The following is a 17,996-nucleotide window of genomic DNA, read 5'->3' on the forward strand; positions in this document are numbered from 1 at the left end:
CCGGTATCCTTTTCACGGAGGAGTCTCTTGATAGGTTATCTATCGAATCGCTTCACACATAGAGGTTTTTGTCGAAATTTGTAGAAATTATAGTTAGTAGAGTCATGAAAGATACGACAACTATGATCTGCATAATGAATGAGGAGGCTTACACCATTGCTTAGAACATTCAAGAAAGCCGCATCCGCAGCACTCGTTTTATGTTTATTTTTAAGCGTGTTTCCGCAAGTTATTTTTGCAAATGTCGAAAGTTCATCGAAGGAGTTTCTTTCTTTTTCCGTAGAAGGGAATCCCGGCATCATCGATAACGAGCTCCATACGATCAGCGTCGTCGTTCCTTTTCGCTCCGCCGTCAATAATATGCTTGAAACCTTTACGGTTTCCGAAGGTGCGTCCGTTCTTAATCATACTAGTGATGTTACGCGCACTAATTATTCGAGTCCCGTAGCATTAACGGTCGTGGCCGAGAATAACAGTACGCAAGTCTATACGGTTACGGTAACGATCGGCCGAGCAGCTTGAAATCCATTCTATCCTTTAACTTGTCCGATCCTGCAGCGACGGGCTTTATCGACGACGAGGCCTTTGCGATCTTTCTCACCGTTCCGCAAGGCACGGATGTGACTGCGTTGAAGCCTGCGTTTACTACGGATGAAAGAACGGCCAAAGTTAAGGTAAACGATGTTGTTCAAGTAAGCGGCGACAGTGCCCAGGATTTTACGCAGCCCTTGACTTACACGGTTGAAGCGTTGGATGGAAGCACCCGAAACTATACGGTTACCGTTAGTATGCAAAGAGAGCTTAGTACGGCCAAAGAAATCACTTATTTCGGGTTGGCTTCGCTTTCTTCCGTCGGGACAATCGATGAAATAAACCATACGATAGCTCTCACGGTTCCCTTCGGTACAAACTTGGCATCCTTGGTGCCGGCTTTTACGTCCACGGGTACCGGGGTCTATGCGAATGGAGATCAGCAAATTAGCGGGAAGCCGTTATTGATTTTAGCTCGCCTGTTGTGTATGTCGTTCATGATGAAGCCGGCGGCTCTCAGGCCTATACCGTGACTGTACATGCTGCGGATGCAGATGCAAGCTCAACCAAAGCCATGCTGACTTTTGGCGTTGCGGGTGCAGAGGGTATCGTGGATGAAGCTGCGCATACGATTTCCGTCGTGTTGCCTGCCGGAGTTTCACGGCTCAATCAAATTGCAACGTTCACGACAAATGGTCAATCCGTGAAAATAGGAAACGGCGTCCAAAATTCCGGGCAAACGGCTAACGATTTTACAAGTCCGCAGACGTACACGGTATTTGCAGAGGACGGGTTGACGCAAAATTATGTGGTCACAGTAATCTTGGCCAATCGACTGACTTCTTACGATCTTATCTCTCCCGTCCATGCGACCGGAGCGATCGATTCGGTCCAGCATACAATCACACTTGATGTTCCGTATGGAACGGATTTAAGCGCAGCCAAGGCTGTATTCGTTACGACGGGAGATCATATTGAAATCAATGGGATTGTTCAACAATCGGGTGTTACGGTATCGGATTTAAGTCTGTCACCGACTATCCATGCGGTGGATTCCGAGAATTCGGTTGTCCCGTATACTCTGATCGTTAACAGAGCCTTGAATCCGGCGAAGGAGTTGACCTCTTTCAAAATAACGAGTCCGGAAAGCATCGGAGTCGTGAATCAGAATGCTCACACGGTATCGATAACGGTACCTTACGGTACTATCGTGACCCAATTGGCTCCTGCCTTTACGAGTACGGGCGAAGATGTGAAGGTTGGTCTTCAGAGTCAGGTTAGCGGCGTTACGACGCAAGATTTTACGAATCCGGTAACGTATTCGGTGTACGCTGCCGACGGCACCAAGCAAGATTACGCAGTGACGGTTACGGCAGCGGCAAAAACTCCTTCCGGAGGGTATGATCCGTCCCCATCCACACCTGCGCCAACCGAGCCGGAGCCTACTTCGCCGCCAGCGGCTTCTATTTTCAAGTCGGCAGTAGATCAAGCTAAAATCGAAGCCTATTTGAAGGATAAAGTGGAGAACGCACAAACGGGTCCGGTGAGCGGCGGATTCCCTGATGTTAACGAGCATTGGAGCAAACCGAATATCGATCTTTTCGTCACATTGGGTTTTATAGCCGGATATAACGACGGGACATTCCGCCCGGATGCTTCTATTACACGTGCCGAGTTTGCTTCAATAATAGCTAGAGTATTCCATATCGAGCCTGCGGGCGGCTCCCGGGTGCTGAAAGACGTGAAGGATCATTGGGCGGGCAATGCAATTGCAGCTTTAGCGTCCAACGGAATTATTGCGGGCTACGGGGACGATACGTTCAGACCGAGTCACGCCATTTCCCGTGCTGAAATCATTGCCATCATCAGTCGCGTCGTAGATTTCAAGGCTGTCGAAAAGAACCAAACGGCATCCTTCAACGACGTGGCCGGGTCTTGGAATGCGGATGAGATACAGACGGCGGCATCTGCCGGCATTATTGAAGGCCGTTCAGGGGAACCTTCGCTCCGAACGAGTCCTCGACTAGAGCGGAAGCATTGAGCATCATTCTTCGCGTGCTGAATTTGAATCCGGAGATAAAAGCTTTGCTCGACCAGCTTAAATCCTAGCAGCGGCAAGCTGTCATGCAGCAGCGCAACTAGAGGTTAAACGGCCTTCGTCCCGAATTCCAAGGGACGAAGGCCGTTTTGCTTTATGGAAGGGGCAAATCCCGTCGCCGTACGGGCAATCTTAAAATTTAATCCGAGGGATGGCCTTCTCCGCTTCGTCGATGTGGAAGAAGGTTTGCTCGCGAAATCCGAACATACCGGCGAGGAGATTGGAGGGGAAGCTCATGATCGCCGTGTTGAAGGCTTCCACCGTGTCGTTGTAGAACTGTCTCGCAAAGCGGATTTTATCCTCGATCTCGGTGAGCTGCTCCTTGAGGTAGAGGAAGTTCTCGCTCGCCTTTAAGTCCGGATAATTTTCCGCCACTACCATCAACCGGTTGAGCAGGCCGGACACTTCGCCGTTAGCTTGCGCTTTCTCGTTGATGGACTGTGCGGACGAGTATTTCGTTCTCATTTCGGTCATTCGGGTCAGAGTCTCTCTCTCGTATGTCGTATATCCCGATACGGTGTCGACCAAATTGGGGATGAGATCGAATCGATTCTTCAGGACTATCTCCACTTGAGACCAATTGTTGCGAACCCGGTTTCTGAGCATAATAAGCCGGTTATAAGTGAACACGATCCAAAGAAGTAGGATAGCTGCTACAGCTGCGCCAATATAGATGCCCATAAGGTTACCTCCCGATATAGTTAGCTTAGAAAGCCCCGCGGCCGCCACCGCCACCGCCGCCACCGCCGCCGGAAGAGAACGAACCGTCAGAATCGCCCGAGTTGGCCGATTTGTGTGCCGTCGCCATTGTCCGATCGAACGAGCCGGCCCAATGGTCGTAATGATAGAAGATGGAGTTATCAAAATACGTATGATCATGATCCGCGTTAGGCACATTCAAACGGGTAATAGCGATCATTTTCTTCGCCTCGCCAAGCGGGATGGCGTAGACGAAGTAATGCTCCCACAAGTGGACGGCCATCGGTTCGCGCGATGCGATCTGGCTATAATCGTGCAAGAAACGCTTAAACGCCTTCCATTTCGTAAATTCGGTCTGTCCTAATTTTGTTCTCCGCTTTCTTTTTGGCTTGAAGAAGAGCAAGGGGATCGAGCAAAACATCAGCCATCTCCAATCCTCCGGCGCCAAAAACCAAAATCCAAAAAATTGAACGACAACGGCGAGTATGACAAATCGGGGTATCCATTTCCGAAAGCTGATGTAATCCAGCTGGTCTACGGCTTTAACGACTTCGGCTTGCCACTGCGACCACCGCTTCAAGAAAGCGGCGGCACCCGTTTTGGCCTGCCGACGAATACTGGAAAGCGAAACCTGCCCCGAGCTCCCCAACTCTCCGAAAAACCAGTCGATCAGCATCGTTTCGTGCGGCTGCAGCTCGTCCGTCCGCTTGTTAATTAGCCGGAATGTGTAATCGGTCTTATCGCGCCATCCGCCGCCCCCCTTGATCATTTTCATGTCAACGTGCTTTTTTCTCACTAGATCGGCCATTGTGGCCATTAGGTCTCTGGGCTTAATGCGGTATTTCATCAAATAGCTCACGACGGCAGGCGTCACATCGGCCGGAAGCTCTCGATAATACTTTCCTTTCCAGTCAGGCCTTAACGGTTTGCCGAATTTGATATAAAGAATCGTTCCGGCAGCCAGGTTGGCAATCAGCAGAGCCAGGGCGCCATATACACTGGCATCGTCCGCACCGTCCGCGCTGTCCGTATCGGCCGACCAGTTCCGTTCTTCTTCGAGAATTTGGTCAAGCTTAGAAGCCGCGTCTATCTTTGCGCTGCCGGGAACATAGGAGCCGGGAAACAAAATCCGTACCTCCAGCATCTTTTCGGCTGGCAGCGGACTTACCTGATACCGAACAACGCCGTTATTGTCGATCTTAACGGCTCCGTGCAACGGTCCATGCCCGAATGCCGTGATCTCTTCCGGATCGGCCCCGTCCGGCAGCTCGACATCAATGTTGACCGACCCTAGCTTGCTTGGGTTCGTTTGATCGAAAAACTTCCAGTACAGCTCGGCGGTATCCGCATAAACCTGCACGACGTTTTTTATGGAATAGGTGAATCGGAACAGCTTCGTTTCGTCTGCGGACTGAGCATAGATTTTATACTGAACCTTGTTATCGTCAACCGATGCTTCTTCGAAACGAAGCGGAATATTTTGCTCCTCCGTAACCTCGAAAGCTTGAAAATGATCGATCCCGTCCGAACCGGAAGTATTGAGGTCGACAATAATTCCGTTAAAGGCCCCGTCAAACCGGTACTTGTCCACTTCGGCGACGTGCATGTTGCCATCGCCGTCGATGCGGGCATCAATGTCAACCTCGCTAATTTCAAACGAGTGTTCCTCCGCGTACGCGGGCTGGGCAGCTAAAAGCAGGAAGAGCGAAAAAAGAAGTCCGACGACTTTGGACACCTTGGTCATAGGCATTAATTCCTCTCGGGAACATGATGAGGGTTGACATCGCGTCTTTTTCGAAAATAGATACTTAGTCCTATATCGACAGGCGGAGGCCGGCTTTTTAGATCATAACTGCACTTTTGAATAAGGATTGACTGTAGCAGCCGTCGATTAAGGGGAACTATTGATCGATGGAATCGCAAGCTCACGATGATGGTTGCCGACAGAGTCATTGCGGCTTCCAGTCTGGCTCTCCGATCGGGCTCGCGCTGGCGGGCCCGGTCGTCGACCGGTTCGGGGTTCAAAGCGATATGCCATAGAGGGTGCCATTCAACGACGACTTCATTGTTCTGGTATAATTTTCTTTAGGGGGTATTCGTACGGAACTTACCCGAAAAAAAGCGGATGTGCGGAATGGGTATACTAACCCGCAAGAAGCGGTCAGCAAATAAGGAGGTCGAACAGATACCGATGACAATAGGAAAAACACCCGCAGAAGCGGGATGGAGCTTCGACACAAGTTACGCTCGTTTGCCTGAAATCTTCTACACCCGTCTTAACCCGACTCCCGTGAGCGCTCCGGAGTTGATCGTTCTCAATGGGCCGCTGGCTGCATCGATGGGGTTGAACGCCCAATGGCTGCGAAGCGAAGAGGGCATAGCCGTATGTGCAGGGAACCGGATCCCCGAGGGGGCGTCTCCGCTTGCCCAAGCTTATGCGGGACATCAGTTCGGCCATTTCAACATGCTGGGGGACGGTCGGGCGCTGCTGCTCGGCGAACAGATTACGCCTTCGGGCCAAAGGCTGGATATCCAGCTCAAAGGTCCGGGCGAGACGCCGTATTCCCGCCGTGGCGATGGGCGGGCGGCGCTCGGGCCGATGCTCCGCGAATATATCATCAGCGAAGCCATGCACGCGCTCGGGATTCCAACTACCCGCAGTCTTGCGGTCGTGACGACAGGCGAGACCATCTTCCGCGAGACGGAGCTGCCGGGCGCCGTTCTGACCCGCGTGGCGGCCAGTCATCTGCGCGTAGGCACCTTTCAGTACGCTGCCAATTGGGGGACTGTCCAAGACCTCCGGGATCTTGCCGATTACACGTTGCGCAGACATTTTCCGGACGTTGACGACGATGCCCAGGATCGCTATCTTCGTCTGCTTCAGGAAGTGATGAAGAGGCAAGCCTCGTTGATTGCAAAGTGGCAGCTAGTGGGCTTCATTCACGGAGTAATGAACACCGACAATATGGCCATTAGCGGAGAAACCATCGATTATGGGCCTTGCGCCTTCATGGATGCGTATGACCCGGCAACGGTATTCAGCTCGATCGACATTCACGGCCGTTATGCCTATGGCAATCAGCCGAATATTGCCGCGTGGAATCTGGTCAGATTTGCTGAGACTTTATTGCCTCTGCTCCACGATAATCAGGAAGAGGCGGTCAAGCTGGCTCAGGATGAGCTGGAGGGTTTCCCACAGCTTTATAAGCATAATTGGCTTGGGGGAATGAGAGGGAAGCTCGGGATATTTAACGAGGAGCAGCAGGATGAAACCCTTATAGAAGACCTCCTGGGAATGATGAAGAAGGCTCGTGCGGACTATACGAACACCTTCCGCGCTTTAACTTTCGGCAGGCCGGACGATACGGCGCTGTATGCCATCCCGGAATTCGCCCTGTGGCACGAGAGCTGGCAGGCGAGACTAGGCAGGCAGCGGGAACAGAGGGACTCCTCGCTTCAATTGATGAGAAGCAGCAACCCTGCGGTAATTCCGCGCAATCACCGGGTTGAAGCCGCATTGGAAGCGGCAGTAGCACATCAAGACTATAGCGTGATGGAGCGCCTTCTTGCGGTTCTGTCGAATCCCTATGCACACTCTCCCGAACAGGACGAGTATTCCGCTCCGGCTGATCGATCGACAATTCCTTACCGAACCTTCTGCGGCACCTGATTTCAAGGAAATCTATAGTGTTTGCTGAGGAATCCGACATCCTGCGGCAGCAAGGATATGCCGGGGCCACAGCAGGAAGGTCAGGCGAAAGAATAGAAGTCGCTCGCAGAAGCTCTTCTGTTCATTCGCTAGGAATTGAATTTCTCGGAAAAGGCTTTTATTTTGTCCACAAAAATTCCCTTCAGTTGATCGGTTCCTTCTTTGGGTGCAGCGTAAGCCTTATAGCCGCCGAACGATTCCATGCAGACAGCGGTTTCTCTTAGATCGGCGGGGATATTCCGCTCGAATATTTCTTCTGTTTCCTTTGGCTTCTCATTGCAAATAAAGTATCCCATTTTCTTTTCCAATAATTGTTGATGGTTTTTTTTGATGAAATCGCGAATCGGCTTATATATTTTTCCGTCTCGAACTCCAGCACCCAGAATAAGGCTGTCAAAGTGTTCGATGGCGGGCTTCTCCGTTTGAATATCGCAAATCGTACAATTCGAAATTTCTTCTGCCAGAACTTTAATGCATTGCTCGGTTGCCCCTGTTTTCGTAGCATAGATAGCTAATACGGCCATTTGACTCATTCCTTATCGTTTAGCTTTTGAATTAAGATGATGAATTTGCTCCTCCAGTACGCTGCCCGCTTTATTTAGAAACTGCGTAATCAGCTCAAGCTCTTCATCCGAATAAGAGGAAGCCAGCTTGACCATCTCTGAGTGGAGCTGGAGGTACGTAGCGCTGACGTCTTCTTTATCCTCATATAGGGGAACGATAATGACCTTTCGACGATCATGGGGATCCTGTTGCCTGCGCACGAAGCCGTTTTTCTCCAGTCGGTCGATTAAGGAAGTAACGCTGCCTGTCGTGAGCCCGGTCAGTCTCGACAGCTCGCCGGCGGTGACGGGGCCTTTCTCATGCAGAATGTCGATAGATAAAAAGTCATTATTATGAAGCCCTAAGGAAGCGGCTACGCTTTGCTGGTAAAGTACCGTTCTAGTTCCCAATCCGCGCATGCTCATCGTAAGCTTTTCCTGTTGCTCCGTAGGTTGCTCGGGTCGATTGCTTGGCAAACGATAGTCCTCCCTGAATTCGCATAAATCTTGATTGTCAAGATTCTTTATAATCAAGATACTTTATTGGGCTTTTGATGTCAAATGCTTCACCTTATTTGCGGTACGGTGAACCGTACCATAAGTAACGGCAAGTTTTTTTGCGGCATTCCTTGCGGGGCATGGATTTGAATAACTGTATGTAGGCTACGAGCTTAGGAAACACGGGAAGTGGGCATCGTGGACCGGAGAAGGCCCCTGAGGCCGGAAAGAAAAGTGTCAGAAGTGTCGATGCTAGCAGCTTGTTGCTTCTGACGGTACTTTCGCTTGGCAGAAAGGGAGATGCCCTAGATCACGATCGTGAAGGGTGAAGGGTACTTGTGTCTGGACAAAGAAAAAGCCCCTTCCACCTTGTCTTGCCGGTGGAGGGGGCTGCGACGACCAGACACTGTCGTAGCGTCTCGTCGAATTCCAGTTCAATGCCATGTATTTAATATGTGTCGAATGCGATTTTCCAATAAACAGCGATTTTATTACATCTCTTTAAAGTACTTGAATCGGTAATAAACGCCATATCCAATGATAAACAGATAGGCACAAACCAATAGCAATACCATTGTTAAATCGATATCCATCAAGGCCAATGCCGTAATTAAGGCTCCAAGCACAAAAACCATCATGTCATATGCTTTCGCTTTTGCCCGATTAGCGATTGCCAGATTTCGCTCATCTTTCTTCTCGATCTCTAGCTGCTTTGCTGCGGCGGGATTATGCTTCATCGCGTATCGGACCATTATTTCTCCCATACCGTGACCGAACATACCAGAGCCAAGTCCAACGCAGATATAAGGCAACGCTCGCAGCAAACCTTGCGGATCTTCAATTGTTTTGATGAAGTACACACCGACTGCTAGTATGGCTACGCCTACAACGGTAATCAAATAAGACAAAATCGTTTTGTTCATACATTCTCATCCTCCTCAAAAATAAAGATTTCTTCGATACTCATACCGAAAAAACGAGCAATCTTGAACGCTAAAAGGATCGATGGGTTATATCGTCCGTTTTCCAGCGAACCGATCGTTTGCCTTGACACTTCAAGAGCCGCTGCCAATTCTTCTTGCTTAATTCCACGTTGCTTGCGGATTTCTTCTAAACGGTTGTTCAATGCGTTCATCCTCCTCATGGAAAGCTAACTTTCCATGGGGAAAGCATATCGTGCAATCTGATCAATGTCAAGCGTACTTTCCATTATGATAAAAAAAGGGCATCCGACTGATATGCTCCCCATACGGGAGAACCGTACCACAAATAAGGACAATTTCGTGTTCTTCGCAGTAGTAAAAAGATCTTGTATCGGCAAGCTTTCCGAGCAGAATTCCAATGGAAAGCTTCTTTGTGTTTCTGGAACATCCATCTGTACTCTACGGAACGTTTATTGTGAAATTCATCCGAAAACAATACGCTAGTAGCGAGGTGAATGGAATGAATAGTGTAAAGGTGGGGGGCTTGATTCAAAGCCTTCGTAAAGAAAAGAATATGACCCAAAACGATCTGGCCCTTCTCATGAATATTAGTGATAAAACGATTTCAAAATGGGAACGTGGATTAGGATGTCCGGATATTTCGCTGTTAAACGAGTTATCAACAATATTAGGTGTCAACATTGAAAAGATTTTATCGGGGGAACTGCAATCGAATGACCGGGACAGCGGGAGTATGAAGCGCGTCAAATTTTATTCATGCAAGAGCTGCGGCAATGTTATGACAAGTACAGGGGCAATCAATATTTCCTGTTGCGGTAGAATTCTAGAAACGCTCCAAATAAAAAAGGACAGCGGAGATCATGACATAGCTGTTCACGAGACAGAGGACGATTATTTCGTTACTTTGGAACACGAGATGAGCAGAGAACATTACATTTCTTTTGCGGCGTACGTTTCATACGATAGGTTCATGTTAATCAAGATGTACCCGGAACAAAATGCGGAACTGCGATTCCCTAAGATGTACGGTGGGTCGCTCTATGTGAATTGCACTCAACATGGATTATTCAAGCACGAGAAGATTGAACAAAGGAGAATCGTCAAAAGTGAAAAAAGCATTGCTGATCATTGATATGCAAGCCATGCCTTTTGTATGGAAAAGCTATGGGGGAAAGTCTCTCTATCAAGAAGCAAGGCTAATTGCAAATACAAGGCTGCTGATTGAAAAAGCAAGAAAAAATGCATCCCCGATATTCTATATTATGTACACGGAGACGACAGGGCCGCGATCGGTCGATCAACCGTTGTGGCAAATTATCGACCCAATCGCTCCTGAGCCACATGATTCTCTTGTTATCAAGTATCATGCAGACTCCTTTCATGAAACCAATCTTAACGCGTTATTAAGAAATCATGCGATTGAGGGTTTGGTCGTGTGCGGCATTCAAACCGAATATTGCGTGGATACAACTGTGAAAAGTGCATACTCGCACGGCTATAAAGTAGAATTGGCAAGTGATTGTCATAGTACTTACGATTCCGAAGAATGGACTGCCGAACAGATAGTGCTTCATCACAATAACACACTGAAACATTTCGCTTCGATCGTTCGATCGGATGAGATTCAGTATTAGAAGGGGCATTGACCTGTTTTTTTCGAACGCTGACATACAGGTGGCAGTAATGGTTGCTTATAATTGTGATTGGAGATGATGAATACGAGAATTCAGGGGTGACTAGAATTACGTAAGAGTCCGGATCGACAATATCCAGTCCGTGCGTAACGATGCAACGTTGTATCATAATCGGTTGACAAAGTTTATTGAACATACCCGTACTAATAAGATGTACGGACAATGGAATGATAATGGCCGTCTATTGGATTATTAAACTTTGCACTGAGAAATTAGAGGTTGACCAGCTTAATCTGGTTAGCCTCTTTTTTCTTTTGGTCCGGCGGAGCGGTTAAAATCAGCGACAAAGATAGAATTCAGAATGAAATAGTGCATTTGAGCCAGATTAGTCCATGTCCGTTCAACAATCGATATGTTATTTTTTATCACAAGACAGCATGCATAACAAAGGAGGGTTGATTTCGTGTATGACATCATTGCACTTGGCGAATTATTAATAGATTTCACCCCATTAGGCATGACTGCTGCTGGACGTCCTTATTTCGAGCAAAATCCTGGCGGAGCTCCCGCCAATGTAGCGGCTTGTCTGGCTCGTCTAGGAAAGAAAGCTTCCTTCATTGGCAAAGTAGGCGATGATTCATTCGGTAAATACTTGGACGGTGTGCTGAAGGGTTATGGTGTTGATACTACAGGACTCATATTCGATCCTAACGGGAATACGACATTAGCCTTTATTCACCTTAGCGAACAAGGAGAGCGGTCTTTCAGTTTTTATCGAAGGCCTGGTGCGGATACCCTTCTAACTATTCAAGATATCGATCTGAGCAGGATCGAACGATCAAGAGTATTTCATTTTGGATCGCTTTCGATGACTGATAATCCTTCACGCATGGCAACGCTCATGGCGGCTGAACATGCTCGCAAGAAAGGCATCCCCCTTTCTTTTGATCCCAACTTACGACTCCCTTTGTGGTCAAGCCCTGTTAAGGCCAGAGATATGATGATTGTTGGATTACAGCTTGCAAGTATAGTGAAGGTATCCGAGGAAGAGCTGGAATTCATTACGGGGATTCAGGATTACGAAGAAGGAACACGCTTCATTTATGAGACATACGGAGTACCCTTAATTTTCGTTACCTTGGGTGAACGAGGTTGTTTCTATAGAATACGCACGGAAACGGGAATAAGCAGAGGGTATTCTGTCCAGTCCATCGATACGACAGGTGCGGGAGATGCGTTCTTAGGGGCTGTGTTACTCAAATGGCTGGATAAGGGCGTGGAAATTAATCAATTAAGCGCTAATGATGTAGCCCATTTCTGCGACTTCGCCAATGCTGTTGGAGCCATCGTTACGACGAAAATGGGGGGCATGAGCAGCCTTCCTGACTTAGAGGAAATAGAAAGCTTTATATCTCGGACTAGCGATTGAGAGGTGGAGAAAAGTGAAGGCGCTTGTGATCGAAAAACCGTTTCAAGCCAGCATTCAGGAAGTGGAATATCCGATACCGGGAATGAATGAAGTGACGATCAAAGTGGAACGAACGGGGATATGCGGAACGGATATTCATATTTATGAAGGGACTTATATGTCATCCTATCCCCTTATTCCAGGGCATGAATTTTCCGGCGTCATTCATGAGATTGGCGCGAATGTAACGGGATATTCGGTCGGTGACAGAGTGAGTGCGGATCCCAATATATTTTGCGGTCATTGCGAATATTGTCAAACTCACAGGTCGAATCAATGCTTGAATTTTGCGGCAACGGGTGTTACCAGGAATGGAAGTATGGCGGAATATGTCCGAGTTCCGGCTAATACGCTTATTCGAATGCCCGATCCGATGACATTTCAGCAAGGGGCCTTCATTGAGCCGATGGCGTGTGTCGTTTACGCGATGAATCGACTGCAGGTTCAGGCAGGCAACAGAGTTATTCTTTTCGGCGCAGGTGCAATGGGACAACAACTAGTACAGGCAATCTCAAGATCGGGGGCATCGGAACTGGTTGTGGTCGATATCTCTCCCTCCAAGCTTCGAATTGCCGAGCAGTACGGAGCAACCCTGACTGTATTGAGCGATGAGCTCGATGCTCGTCTGTGCGGGCAGACCTTCGATATTGTTGTGGAGGCAACCGGCATCCCTTCAGTAATACAAAGAGCCTTCTCGTACATGGGGCCTGCCGCAAAATACTTGCAGTTCGGCGTAGCCGATAGCGATGTCACGGTATCGTTGAATCCTTTTAAGCTTTTCAATAATGATTGGACAATTCTAGGCTCTATGGCTGTTCATTATACAACCATTCCCGCGATGAGATGGATCAACGAAGGACGTATCCAAGTCGATCATCTGGTTTCGCAGACCCTTTCATTGGAGGAGACCCTCGACTTTTTTGAAAAGCCGAAAGATAGAGATCTTCTCAAAACACAAATTCAAATTTAGCGAAGATAACGGAGTGAAAACAATGAGATTCGAAAACGTTCAGTCAGATGTTACTGTTGTTGGCGGCGGACTTTCCGGAGTAAGTGCGGCCGTTGCCGCCGCCCGCTTGGGGAAGAAAGTAGCCCTTATTCAGAATCGTCCCGTTCTGGGCGGCAATTCAAGCAGCGAGATGCGGGTTTGGGTCGTTGGAGCAACAGGTCATGGCGTCAATCGTTATGCTAGAGAGACTGGCGTTCTAGGTGAAATGTTTGTGGAAAATCAATATACGAACCCCGAGGGCAATCCGTATTATTGGGATCTCATTGTTCTGGAGAAGGTACGTCACGAGCCTAATATCCAATTGTTCTTGAATACGGACGTCCATGAGGTTGAAGCTGAAGGCGATGAGTTAAACCGTCATATTAAATCGGTGACAGGCTGGATGATGGGCTCTGAACGTAAAATTCGCTTTGAAAGCCCCGTTTTTCTAGATTGTACTGGCGACGGTTTGATCGGTTTTCTAGCTGGGGCGAAGTATCAAATCGGACGCGAAGCCAAACACGAATTTAACGAAGCGTGGGCGCCTGATGTATCAGACAATATTACGTTAGGAAGCACGCTGTTGTTCTATACCAAAGACGCCGGGCGGCCTGTGAAGTTTGTTCCGCCAAGTTTTACGAAAGACATTACTCAAACGCCAATTCCTATCAAAAGGGTATTGAACAGCGGAGATTCCGGATGTCATTATTGGTGGATCGAGTGGGGGGGAGCAGAGGATATAGATACCCTTCATGATAATGAGCGGATACGTGATGAATTATGGTCTGTCATATATGGAATATGGGATTATATTAAAAACTCCGGCAAATTTGAAGCGGAAACCATGACCTTGGAATGGGTGGGCAGCATGCCGGGGAAACGGGAATACCGCAGATTCAAAGGGGATTATGTCTTAAACCAGAACGACCTGGAACGCCAAACGCAATTTGAAGATAATGTAACCTACGGGGGCTGGTCGATTGACCTGCATCCGCCTGAAGGGATGTATGCCGCCGATTACACGTCTCGGCATTATCATTCGGACGGAATCTATCAAATTCCATATCGTTCCCTTTACTCATTCAATGTAAACAACCTATTATTTGCAGGTAGAAACATTAGCGCGACGCATATTGCCTTTGGATCGTCGCGTGTGATGGGGACGTGCGCCTCTGTAGGTCAAGCGGCCGGTACCGCTGCTGCGCTTTGTGTGGAGAACAAGGCTACCCGCGGGAGATTTATGAGAAGCATCTGAAACAACTGCAACAAACCCTCTTATGGGAAGATGCATCCGTTATAGGGATTAAGAACGAAGATCCCGCAGATCTTGCGCTTCAGGCGGAGGTTACTGCCTCAAGCTATTTAAGCCGCCTTGCCGTGGAGTCGGCGGATGAAGCATTCGAGCTTGCAACGGATGTTGCCTTCTTGATGCCCGTAGATCCTAACATCGAGAAAATACAAATTCTATTAGACGCTGCTGACGACACATCAGTGGAGGTCGAGGTCTGGGATACCGGAAGACAAGAAAATTACATCCCTTATCAGCTTCAAGTGCGAGATGTCCAAACCATTAAGAAGGGCAACAAACAATGGATAGAATTCAATCTCCCTTGGAGTCCGGAAAGTACGCAAAATGCCTTTGTGGTCATTAAGGAAAACCCGAGTGTATCCGTATATCTCTCTCACCAGCCAATGAGCGGAGTGCTCTCATTCGTTAGAGAAAAAGCGCTGAACGTCGCTCGTGGTATGGAATCGCTAAACCATGATCAGTTAGTTGTGAAATGGAACATGAAACGTGTAGTGCGCAAACCGTTCTGCTTCCGTCTAGCAACTGAGACAAAGGCCTATGAGCCTGCAAAAATTATGGATGGCTACCAGCGTCCTTACGGCGGAGCGCATATGTGGCTTTCAGAGCCTTCCAAGGATGATGCGTGGGTTGCATTGAAATGGGACAAGGAAGTGGAGTTTAATGAAATTCACATTACCTTTAACGATGATGTGAATGAAGATCTTATTAATCTCCATCATCATCGAACTGAATTTGATGTCATTCCGGAATTGGTCAGAGATTATCGTCTAGAGGTATTCGAGAAGGGGAACTGGCGCATTCTGTTTGAAGTAAAAGGCAACAGGCAACGAAAAAGAAAGCACACCCTGGAGAACGATGTGCGAACCGAACAGCTAAGGTTGGTAGTGGAACAAACGAATGGGACGGCTTATGCCGAGATCGTCGAGATCCGGGTTCGTTAAGTTAATCCATATGCAGCAATAAGCCAAACAAGGCTGCCCCGGGATGGGACAGCCTTGTTTGTATGTCCAAGCCAGGGCATAGCCCCGAGCCGGATATGTTAGACAAATTGGCGCTGCGATGAAATCGTACTTCGGTATTCAGTAGGGGTAATGCCTTCAATCCTTTTGAAGCATCTGCTGAAGTAGAATGCATCGTTGAACCCGACAAGCTCGGAGATTTCCCCGATATTCTGATAGCCTTCCTTCATAAGCTCCTTGGACTTGTTAATGCGAACATTGATTAAATATTCGATCGGGGAGCTTCCGGTTATATCTTTGAAAATCACCTGCAGGTAAGATTGGCTCAGCTGAATATAGTCTGCCAAATCCTGAAGCTTCACCTTACGCGAATAATTATCGAGTATATACTGTGATACCTTTTCTACTTTCCGTATTTTATCGTAATTGAGGGACTGTTTAGATGAGTTCCACAGGAAGAGAAGGTTAAGGATCTCCATGAAATAAGCTCTTTCTCTGGATACTTTATTGAAGGTAGTGGGCGAGATCCATTCCTTGGTTAAATTCTGAAACAAATGAAGCACCCTGGAGAATAGATGGGAATCATTTAAGTGAAGGAACGATTGAATGGGCAGCGGAATGTCTTTCTTGATCCAATCATCGTTATCGAATAGTAGGCAGGAATACTTGAAATCCATACCGTAGCACTTCATTGGATTATCCTCGAACGTATATCCCCATCTGACATCGCCGGGCTTAAAGTAGATCAAATCCCCTTTGCCCACGCGCTGCTCTTCATTACATCCGATAACGGCTTCTCCATCGTACACAAGGATGAAGGAGTGGGTATCCCATACCTTTCTATGATTTACCCATGAACCATTTACGACTCTATGGATGACTTGAGTGAAGTGAGGAACCATGTTGTGTAAGTCACCTAAAGCATCGTTCATAGAATCACCTTCAGAATGGATTATTATTCGTAAGCGCATACATTACTGTTTTTATGGTGTTGATGTTATCACAATATAATAATGCATATCAAGGTGATTAGTTCATGGCATGCCTATTTTCAGTGTGATATTTTAAATGGGCAATTACTCGCAGCGGCTACTGGAGGGAGCGGAAACACAGCATTTAGTAAATTTTCGACAAGGATTAACGACACTATTCTTAGGGGGAAATGCTCGAATGAATAATCGTAAATGGCTAAAGGTTCTGTTGTTAGTCTTGGTATGTTGTTTATGCGTTTCACTAGCGGCTTGTCAGTCGAAAGAGAATACGAATAATGAAGCTTCGGGGACATCCGGCAAACAACCTTCCGAGAAAACAACGATCAAAATGTGGACATTCTTAGATCCGAACGGAACAAGCGCCAGAGAAGTAGCCTTAAAGCAGATCATAACTAATTTTGAACGGGATAATCCGAATGTCAAAGTAGCGGTTGAACCGCAAGTATGGGATACGTTAGGAACGAAGTTCCTTGCCGCGAATCAAACGGGCAATGCGCCGGACGTTATCTGGACATCGATGGATGACTTTGGAACCGCTTTAAAACAAAATGCTCTGGTTGATTTTGAAAGCCTTTTCTTGAATAGCTGGACGCCAGAGGATATTAAAGATATTGACGATGCTTATTGGGCTTTCGGCAATAAGGATGGGAAACATTATCAGGTTACCTTATCAAGAAACTATATAGGCATCCTGTACAGAGAGGATCTACTAGCGGAGAAGGGCATTAAGGTTCCATTCAAGACATGGGATGAGCTCATCGATGCAGCTGTGAAGCTAACAGAGAAAGATGCGGCTACAGGCATTCAGAGATATGGTTTCGGCCAAGCGTTTAGTCCGGAATCGCCAGATCCGCAAGTATTCCCGCCGTCTCTAATTCAATCGCAAGGAGATATGTTTACAGAAGGCGGAAAGGCCAACTGGAGTACGGATGCGGGTGTTACGGCAATGAATCGTCAATTGGACATGGTTACGAAGTATAAGGTTACTCCGGATTCCGCGATATCGTCCTCTGTAGAAGATGTATATAACGAATTCAAAGCCGGAAGATATGCCATGATGATTGGCGCAGGAGTGAGGATTCCGACTCTGCAGAAGGAATCTACATTTGATGGAAGCAAAATTCAAATGACCTACTTCCCGAGCGAAGATGGCTCAACGTTCTCTCCGAGTGTTATTAACGGCTGGAATGTAGGTGTATGGTCGGGCAGCAAAAATAAAGAAGCGGCAGGAAAGTTCGTTGAGCATATGATCAATGCGGAGTCCGACGAAATTTGGATGACGGTAGGCGGTCAAGTTCCTGTTCGTAAGTCAACCGTGCAAAAAAACGCCGATTTCTTGAGCAAGCCTGATAAAACTTATTTGTCGGTCATGGCGGAAGGATTCGCCAAGTATGGATACGCGCAACCGTGGGAATTCCCGGTTAGCGGTTGGAGAGCCGACCTCAACAAGATTGCGCAGGATATATTGGTGAAAGGCAAGGATGTAAAGGCGGCATTGCAAGCAGCAGAGAAAGAGTTTAATGAAAGAGCGGGATCTTAACCGATCCTTACGATTTAACATCATAGATCCTTATTCACCACTGTGGGTTAGGGAAAATAACCCGCAGTGGTAAAGGGGATAGCTA

The 17,996-nt window shown here is 47.6% G+C and carries 16 protein-coding genes and 2 pseudogenes; 11 read left to right on the top strand and 7 right to left on the bottom strand.

Annotated elements, in window-relative coordinates; genetic code table 11:
- The first annotated feature begins 156 nt into the window (after positions 1–156).
- Genes D3H35_RS13065 through D3H35_RS13075 form a run of 3 tightly spaced genes read left to right on the top strand, consistent with a single transcriptional unit; the run spans position 157 to position 2,572 of the window.
- The gene (locus tag D3H35_RS13065) at positions 157–522 is read left to right on the top strand and encodes a DUF5018 domain-containing protein (protein WP_119149790.1); all 366 of its coding nucleotides are present in this window, start codon (positions 157–159) and stop codon (positions 520–522) included.
- Positions 519–1,064 carry a DUF5018 domain-containing protein gene (locus D3H35_RS13070; protein WP_119149791.1) on the top strand — a complete coding sequence of 182 codons (546 nt, stop codon included), beginning with the start codon at positions 519–521 and terminating at the stop codon, positions 1,062–1,064. Before D3H35_RS13065 ends, D3H35_RS13070 begins: the two co-directional genes overlap by 4 nt.
- Positions 1,061–2,572: an S-layer homology domain-containing protein gene (locus D3H35_RS13075; RefSeq protein WP_147355833.1), complete on the top strand. Its 1,512-nt coding sequence runs from the start codon at positions 1,061–1,063 to the stop codon at positions 2,570–2,572. Before D3H35_RS13070 ends, D3H35_RS13075 begins: the two co-directional genes overlap by 4 nt.
- A 189-nt stretch (positions 2,573–2,761) precedes the next feature.
- Here D3H35_RS13075 and D3H35_RS13080 read toward each other — a convergent pair whose 3' ends face one another.
- On the bottom strand, positions 2,762–3,310 hold the full coding sequence (locus D3H35_RS13080; RefSeq protein WP_119149793.1) for a LemA family protein: 549 nt from the start codon (positions 3,308–3,310) through the stop codon (positions 2,762–2,764).
- Positions 3,311–3,335: 25 nt separating this feature from the next.
- Positions 3,336–5,078 carry a DUF2207 domain-containing protein gene (locus tag D3H35_RS13085; RefSeq protein WP_119149794.1) on the bottom strand — a complete coding sequence of 581 codons (1,743 nt, stop codon included), beginning with the start codon at positions 5,076–5,078 and terminating at the stop codon, positions 3,336–3,338.
- A gap of 441 nt (positions 5,079–5,519) precedes the next feature.
- Between D3H35_RS13085 and D3H35_RS13090 the strand changes: the two genes are divergently transcribed.
- Positions 5,520–6,998 carry a protein adenylyltransferase SelO gene (locus D3H35_RS13090; protein ID WP_119149795.1) on the top strand — a complete coding sequence of 493 codons (1,479 nt, stop codon included), beginning with the start codon at positions 5,520–5,522 and terminating at the stop codon, positions 6,996–6,998.
- A 128-nt stretch (positions 6,999–7,126) separates the two neighbouring features.
- Here D3H35_RS13090 and D3H35_RS13095 read toward each other — a convergent pair whose 3' ends face one another.
- The 4 genes from D3H35_RS13095 to D3H35_RS13110 all read right to left on the bottom strand — a co-directional run bounded on the left by D3H35_RS13095 (position 7,127) and on the right by D3H35_RS13110 (position 9,203).
- Positions 7,127–7,570, bottom strand: coding sequence for a flavodoxin domain-containing protein (locus D3H35_RS13095; protein ID WP_233567916.1), 444 nt, complete (start codon positions 7,568–7,570; stop codon positions 7,127–7,129).
- Between the two features lie 3 nt (positions 7,571–7,573).
- The gene (locus D3H35_RS13100) at positions 7,574–8,056 is read right to left on the bottom strand and encodes a MarR family winged helix-turn-helix transcriptional regulator (protein WP_119149797.1); all 483 of its coding nucleotides are present in this window, start codon (positions 8,054–8,056) and stop codon (positions 7,574–7,576) included.
- A 512-nt stretch (positions 8,057–8,568) separates the two neighbouring features.
- Entirely contained in the window at positions 8,569–9,000 is a 432-nt protein-coding gene (locus D3H35_RS13105; RefSeq protein WP_119149798.1) for a hypothetical protein, read from the bottom strand.
- The gene (locus tag D3H35_RS13110; protein WP_119149799.1) at positions 8,997–9,203 is read right to left on the bottom strand and encodes a helix-turn-helix transcriptional regulator; all 207 of its coding nucleotides are present in this window, start codon (positions 9,201–9,203) and stop codon (positions 8,997–8,999) included. The genes D3H35_RS13105 and D3H35_RS13110 overlap by 4 nt, the downstream gene beginning before the upstream one ends.
- A 317-nt stretch (positions 9,204–9,520) precedes the next feature.
- Between D3H35_RS13110 and D3H35_RS13115 the strand changes: the two genes are divergently transcribed.
- From D3H35_RS13115 to D3H35_RS13140, 6 genes and pseudogenes are all read left to right on the top strand, one after another.
- On the top strand, positions 9,521–10,153 hold the full coding sequence (locus D3H35_RS13115; RefSeq protein ID WP_119151145.1) for a helix-turn-helix domain-containing protein: 633 nt from the start codon (positions 9,521–9,523) through the stop codon (positions 10,151–10,153).
- Positions 10,128–10,655: an isochorismatase family protein gene (locus D3H35_RS13120; protein WP_119149800.1), complete on the top strand. Its 528-nt coding sequence runs from the start codon at positions 10,128–10,130 to the stop codon at positions 10,653–10,655. The genes D3H35_RS13115 and D3H35_RS13120 overlap by 26 nt, the downstream gene beginning before the upstream one ends.
- Before the next feature lie 109 nt (positions 10,656–10,764).
- A pseudogene (locus D3H35_RS32395) lies at positions 10,765–10,911 on the top strand (YdeI/OmpD-associated family protein); the annotation flags it as partial.
- 207 nt (positions 10,912–11,118) lie between these two features.
- Positions 11,119–12,084, top strand: a complete 966-nt coding sequence (locus tag D3H35_RS13130) for a carbohydrate kinase family protein (RefSeq protein ID WP_119149801.1) — start codon at positions 11,119–11,121, stop codon at positions 12,082–12,084.
- Between the two features lie 13 nt (positions 12,085–12,097).
- Entirely contained in the window at positions 12,098–13,093 is a 996-nt protein-coding gene (locus D3H35_RS13135) for a zinc-dependent alcohol dehydrogenase family protein (RefSeq protein WP_119149802.1), read from the top strand.
- Positions 13,094–13,115: 22 nt separating this feature from the next.
- Positions 13,116–15,361: pseudogene (locus D3H35_RS13140) on the top strand (FAD-dependent oxidoreductase).
- Positions 15,362–15,459: 98 nt separating this feature from the next.
- On the opposite strand, the gene D3H35_RS13145 reads toward D3H35_RS13140, so the two are convergent.
- On the bottom strand, positions 15,460–16,311 hold the full coding sequence (locus D3H35_RS13145; protein WP_158593869.1) for an AraC family transcriptional regulator: 852 nt from the start codon (positions 16,309–16,311) through the stop codon (positions 15,460–15,462).
- Between the two features lie 238 nt (positions 16,312–16,549).
- Here D3H35_RS13145 and D3H35_RS13150 point away from each other — a divergent pair, with 238 nt between their 5' ends.
- The gene (locus D3H35_RS13150) at positions 16,550–17,911 is read left to right on the top strand and encodes an ABC transporter substrate-binding protein (RefSeq protein ID WP_158593868.1); all 1,362 of its coding nucleotides are present in this window, start codon (positions 16,550–16,552) and stop codon (positions 17,909–17,911) included.
- The last annotated feature ends 85 nt before the right edge of the window (positions 17,912–17,996 follow it).

This window comes from Cohnella faecalis, from assembly GCF_003570905.1.
GTDB classification, from domain to species: Bacteria; Bacillota; Bacilli; order Paenibacillales; family Paenibacillaceae; genus Cohnella; species Cohnella faecalis.